This is a genomic window from Planktosalinus sp. (assembly GCF_059864935.1).
This window is the reverse complement of record NZ_JCBCCK010000127.1, coordinates 1-5,267: the sequence shown is the minus strand read 5'-3', so window position 1 is coordinate 5,267 and position 5,267 is coordinate 1. Positions and strand designations below refer to the sequence as shown.

General features: G+C 40.5%; 4 protein-coding genes and 1 pseudogene. All 5 read right to left on the bottom strand.

Going from position 1 to position 5,267, the window contains the following annotated elements; all coding sequences use genetic code 11:
* Positions 1 to 308, bottom strand: a pseudogene (locus tag AC6F75_RS05460) (TolC family protein); the annotation flags it as partial.
* A 371-nt stretch (positions 309 to 679) separates the two neighbouring features.
* Positions 680 to 940 carry an OsmC family protein gene (locus AC6F75_RS05455; RefSeq protein WP_500713939.1) on the bottom strand — a complete coding sequence of 87 codons (261 nt, stop codon included), beginning with the start codon at positions 938 to 940 and terminating at the stop codon, positions 680 to 682.
* The gene (locus tag AC6F75_RS05450) at positions 937 to 1,116 is read right to left on the bottom strand and encodes a hypothetical protein (protein WP_500713938.1); all 180 of its coding nucleotides are present in this window, start codon (positions 1,114 to 1,116) and stop codon (positions 937 to 939) included. The genes AC6F75_RS05455 and AC6F75_RS05450 overlap by 4 nt, the downstream gene beginning before the upstream one ends.
* Before the next feature lie 18 nt (positions 1,117 to 1,134).
* Entirely contained in the window at positions 1,135 to 1,524 is a 390-nt protein-coding gene (locus tag AC6F75_RS05445) for a DUF302 domain-containing protein (RefSeq protein WP_500713937.1), read from the bottom strand.
* A 272-nt stretch (positions 1,525 to 1,796) separates the two neighbouring features.
* On the bottom strand, positions 1,797 to 5,267 hold a 3,471-nt coding region (locus AC6F75_RS05440), incomplete at its 5' end, for a metallophosphoesterase (RefSeq protein WP_500713936.1).

Sequence of the window (5,267 nt, the reverse complement as noted above, 5' to 3'; positions counted from 1 at the left end):
TTGTTCAAAAGCGCGGGATTGAAATCGTTTTGCGTCAGGATTTCCTGATTGAGCTTCGACCCAAATGCCATCAACGGATTGGTAGTGGTCATCCCGGTATGAGAGGCGGTGATGTTGGGCAGGAACACCGCATTGGTTTGCCGGTAGTCGGCACGCGCCTGCAGGAATTCCTGTTCGGTGATTTTAATATGGCGGTTGTTCTCCAGCACGCTGTTTACAGCTTGTTCTTTGGAGAGCGGTTTTTGCTCCTGGGCAAGAAGCAATCCTGTGCTTACTATGGATAAAAGTACTACTAGTGTTTTCTTCATCGTTGTTCTCAATTTGACAGGGCAAAAGTAAGCTGTCAAACAAGGTGGGTCAGTAACTTTTGTTACCGAGGGGAGATACCTGTAAATCGGGTATGAAATATATTTGAATTGAGATCATTCACTGAAAACAGTACTGCACAGATACTAGCATGCTAACACTACAGTAATGTTATTCCAATGAAGCAACATCTGCTTTCAATTGCTTAATTAAAGGGTTGAAGCAGAAGGTTTTCTGCATTAGAGCTTTTTGCCAAATTGTAAAGTAAGTTAAACTAATGAAGCTTGATGGGAGGATGGAGCCTATTTTAGAGAAGTAAAAACCACCACAAGCCATTAGAATATAATTCCTCGTGGTGGGTACTGTTGAATATTTAAGCCTTTATCAATATTTCACTATCCAAGTGGACTTTGGTTTTAATTGAATTAGTGATCAAACAGGCTGCTTCTGATTTATTCAAAATACGTTCGGCACGTTCTTTTTTTGATTCGTCATCTAGTATCAAACGAGCCTTTAAGTGCACTTCTGTCATTAAGAACTTACCCTCTGCTTTATCCAAAATCCCTTCTGCATCGCAGTCAAAACCTTTAAAATCTAATTTAGAGTATTCTGCTATGGCTAAAAAAGTAGTCATAAACAACTTAACACCGAAGCGGTATATAAATGTTCAGGCGACCAAATTCCGGGGACGCCTTTATCAAATTCGGGGGGTGTTGCTACTTCAATTTTGGTTGGCAATTCAGGAGATTCCATAATTCCTTTTCTGCCTTCGTTCCATTTTAAGGAAATGTTATAACAGTGTTTGTCCATTATAAGGTTAATACAGATTTAAATATTTGCTAAAACGCGTTCCAATTTGTCATTTACTTCTTTGGCATGTACTTCAAGAGCAGGATTACCAACTACGCCCATTGCGGCGAGAGAGTCGATAATCGCTACTTCTATTTCGCCTGACTCCAACTGACGAAGTGTGACATTACAGGGCAACATGGTGCTGATGGTGGGTTCTACACTCAGCACTTTATCGGCATAAACCGGATTGCAAGCCCCCAGAATGACATGAGGCAAATAGGTTTTATCGAGCTTTTTTTTCATAGTTGCCTGGATATCAATTTCAGTTAAGATTCCAAAGCCTTCTTTTTTCAGTTCTTCTTCAACCTTTGGGCGCAACGCATCAAGTGTTACGTTTTTAAATCTTTTTGATAGGTAATACTTCATAACTTTATGGTTTTATTGTTTTCCGAAATATACTAAACAAAATCAACGGTTTAGTGATGTTTGTTACACAAAGGAACAAGTTCCCCCGGAATGAAACTAAATAAAATACCGTCTTTCGTGCTTTATGCATAATCTGTAAAAGGGCTATTGATTTAACAGCCTTTTATCCACAGGAGCTACTGCTCTTTATTTCAACAAAAGCATTGTGTTCTTTTCCGGGTTCAATCTTTACTTTTTTAGTAAAATGTATTTTTTAAACTACCATAAGTTCATTACAATCCGATTGAAAGCAAAAAAGAAAAACGCAAACCTTCTTTTCCGTGAAACAGGTTGAAGGTGCCTGTAATACTCTCTGCACCGGTAATCCAAAAACCGCCTCCATAACTACTGTGCCAGGTGTTTGAATCTTCAAAAGGCATCCAGACCCTGCCGCCGTCATAACCGCCCAAAACGCCTATTTGCAAAGGAACCAACCCTGTTCTAAAGCCGGTAAATGCATATCTTAAATCGGCACCGGTGACTAAAGATGATTTCCCGCTAAAACGTTCGTTGCGGTAAGCACGTAAACCTGTACTCCCACCAAGTTGTGCGGCCTGATAAAATTCAAAAGCATCACCAAAGCGCAATTGAGTGGCCATTTTTGTGTGCAGTACTAGCTTTTTATTGGCCGTCAAGGAATTGAAAAATGCTAAGGAGGCATCCAGGTATCCAAAAAGGGCTTCAGTCGTTTCTATATTTGTGGTACCCCCGGCCCGGACATTAAAAGTCATCCCCTGAGAAGGATTTAATTTGTTGTTGTAATTCTCATAACTGAGTCCCGTCTCCAGGCTTGCAAAGTTTTTGCGTAACTCGATGTCCTGTGTTGTTGTGGCAATAAAACGTTCCGGTGAATTTTCAATTTCTATGGAAGCAAACGCTGTTTTAAAATAGTAGTTGACTCCTAAAAGATTATTTTGATTTAGAGAGAATTCACCACCCAGTTGACTGAGTCGCACCCGGTTGTAATCCATTCCCAATTGGCCATCAATATTGACCGTTTCATTGCCAAAGCCAAAGAAATTCTGCGCAAAATTTGGAGAGGTAAAATATGCGCCCACCCCCAGGTTCCATTTTCCTAAAACTTTGGCAAAGGTGCCGTCATACTTCAGGTCAAAACCGTTGGTGGCAAAATAATACCCGCCGGACAAATTGTGTTTTTCAGCAAAAGGATTGCGCTTAAACCCATGTTTGGTTAACGATCCCGAAAGGCCAATCAATATGCCGTCATCTGGGTTGTAGCCCATTTTAGGAAAGTAAGCTGTTTGATTTATCTTGAGCTTGTTCAGGTCATAGGTGTTGTTGTCATAATCGTCGCTAAAGGTGATTGAAGCCCCTTTGTTATTTACAATTGTATTGGGCAGTGATTTCCAGTCATAGATCTTGATGCGTTTTCCTTGCTGTATGTCATAACGATCATGACCGTGACCACCAATTATACGAATTAAAATGGGGTTCCGGGAGTTACCGGTGACTGTAAAAGTATCATCATCATCCAGGCCATATACCCATATTTCTTTGGTTTCCTTGCGGTAATAAGTTCGGTCTAACAGAAGGTCTGCACGTTCTCCTTTTTTATTTCTAAAAACCCTAATGCGTGTACTCCCATCCTGGAATCGCTCAATATCGATAAAATCATCTTTATTTGTGGCTGTAACTACCTGCAGTTGTGCAAACCATTGATAATATGTTTTTGCAATGGTCACCATGTTTCCTCTACGTGTTCGCAGCTTTTGTTTGATGTCTTCTGAAATTTCGTTTTGAACAGCCTTTGGCATTTTTTTAAAGGCATTCTCAATAACCTCATCAGTGAGTTGCTCTTGAATAATTGAAGCTTGATGAATCCATTCTTCTCTTGTAGCTCTTTGAATCAATGCTCTGTCTAGACGGCTTCCTGCAAGATTAAACCATTGGATGTCTTTTTTGTCAAGTGTTCCGTCATAGACGTGTAATTGTCTGGAAATGCCCAATAATGCTCTTATTGCATCCAAAAAGGCACCGTCAAAATTTGCAAAAACCTGATCCCGGTCTCTGGGTATGGGAAGAAAAATATCTTTTCCGTCTTGATCCTGATATTCTGCCCAGCGCCACTGGTCTGCATGCCGGTCCCAATCACCAATTAACATGTCAAAAAGCCGGGCTCTTATAAAAGTGCCTTCATCCAACCGGTTTTTCTCATTGCCCTGTAACTGTTTAAACAAATTCTCTGTACTTCTTATTTTGTCGGCCCCATCAAATAGTTCTTGTTTTTTATAAGCGTTGTGAGGGCGTTCCACAATCATATAAAGGGCATCACCATAGCCGTCATTGAATTTGCCAAGGGCTTTTTGTTTGGGCACATAATAGAGTTTTGGATTGGTGTGTAAAACATCAACCGCATCAGAAAGGGCGGGGATTACAAATGCACCATAGGGGTGTGCCGCAGTATAAAAATCATAGATCAGATCTTCTAAAAAGGTATTTTCAAAACCTTCGCTGACATCTATATCTTTCAAAATGGATTTTTGAAGAAACTGCAAGGCGCTTTTTTCAAGAGCCCGCATATTGTAGTGTTTGCCGTCTTTGTCAATGAGTCGCAATGATTTTGTCTGGTTTCCACCACCGGGTCTTACAGGCGTGAGCCCACCATACAAAGTGTCGAGTATGGCTACCGGAGCCTTCACTTTTGTGCTGTATATCTCGCGGTAGTGCTTTCCCCATAGGGTTTCAAAAAAAGCCGATTTTGTAGTTCTTGTGGAATCATATACCGCAGCTTCCCTAGTTTGTTGAAAATGCGCAGGTAAATCTGTAAAGTCTTTTTCAATTAGCGGTGGGTGTACTTCAGTTTCAAAAAGTACAACGGGTTGCTCATCTTTATAACCCAAATAACGAACCTGTGAACTTCCGTCTTCAAAAAGCTCCAATATAGCAAACCCTTGACCACCATAAGAAAAAAGGCCGTTATTTCCCAAAGCAGCTTCGCTTACTTTTGATGCCGAACCGGAAACAATTTGTTTAAAACCTTCTTCTTCTATGTACTGTAAGTTGTGTTCGTGACCTGAAATAAAAATGAGTCGCTCAGTATCCTTAGTTAAAATTTTTAAACGCTGCATTAAGTTGTGATACCGTGCATTTGACCTGTCCTGAGAGATTAATCCACCGGGTGTTCTCAATTGTAATATTACTGAAGACAAGATTGGCAATGGGAGCTTGTTTTGAAATGGAAAAAGATGCTTCTTCACCGGGTGTTTTCCTCCATGAATTCCATTGGTAAACATGGGGTGATGCATTGCAAAAAGTATGGTTTTTTGACTGTTTTTTTTGAGTTCACCGGCAATTTCACTAAAAAAGGCGTCCCGTGTTTTAATATCGCAATCACGGTTAATTGTTGGGTGTTTGTCCCAATCTGACAAAAACCATTGGGTGTCAACAATCAACAACTGAATTTCATCAGAAATGGATACACTTTCTATAGGGCAACCGGAAGAAGGCAAAAATGAAGTGCGTTCTAAATTATTTACAAAAGCCTCTTGCGCTGCAAGACCCGTTAGCCCCCCGGAGTACCAATCATGATTGCCGGGTATAAATATGAGTTGTTCTGCTTTGTCTTTAACCGTTTCAAACTGCTTATTTAAAGTGTATTCAGCGTTTTTACGCCGCGGGTGATCCCGGGGGGGCATCCCGTTTGGATAGATATTGTCTCCCAGAAACAAGACAATTTTATCTTT